The sequence below is a fragment of the Microbacterium sp. HSID17254 genome (assembly GCF_003989315.1).
Lineage (GTDB): Bacteria > Actinomycetota > Actinomycetes > Actinomycetales > Microbacteriaceae > Microbacterium.
The window spans coordinates 1-675 of record NZ_RBLT01000198.1 but is presented as its reverse complement, the minus strand read 5'-3'; the positions used below and the strand labels follow the sequence as shown (position 1 = coordinate 675).

1 protein-coding gene is annotated in these 675 nt (G+C 74.1%); it reads left to right on the top strand.

What is annotated here, in order from left to right; genetic code table 11:
• On the top strand, window positions 1–675 hold a 675-nt coding region (locus tag D8M34_RS18570; protein ID WP_126894743.1), incomplete at both ends, for an SDR family NAD(P)-dependent oxidoreductase.

Genomic DNA, 675 nt, shown 5'->3' with positions numbered 1-675 from the left:
CGGCGGCATGGGCGAGCACGTGGCCCGGCTGCTCGCCGAGCGCGGCAGCGACCTCGTGCTCGTCGACCGCGACAGCGCCCGGCTCGACACCGTCGCGGCGGCGATCCGCGCGAAGCACCCCGGCCTGTCGGTGACCACCGAGACCGTCGACCTGGCCGACTCGGGCGCCGTCGACGCGCTGTCGACCCGCATCCTCGCCGGACACCCGGAGATCCGGCTGCTGGTCAACAACGCCGGTGTCGCGCTCGGCGGGGACTTCGCCCGGCTGACCCTCGACGAGTTCGACTGGGTCATGGACGTCAACTTCCGCGCACCCGTGCGGCTGACCCACGCCCTGCTGCCCGCGCTGACCGCGCGGCCCGGGGCGCACGTGGTCAACGTGTCCAGCCTGTTCGGGCTGATCGCCCCGCCCGGGCAGTCGGCGTACTCGTCGTCGAAGTTCGCGGTCCGCCGCTTCTCCGAGGCGCTGCGCGCCGCGCTCGCCCAGGTCGGTGCCACCGGCACCACCGTGCACCCGGGCGGCATCAGGACCGGGAGCGCCGCCGGTGCTCGGGTCGGGGTCAACATCCCGGCCGAGGAGGCCGAGCGCGGCAAGAAGGACTTCGAGAAGCTGCTGACCTTCCCCGCGGAGAAGGCCGCCGAGCTGATCGTCGACGCCATCGCGAAGCGCCGCCC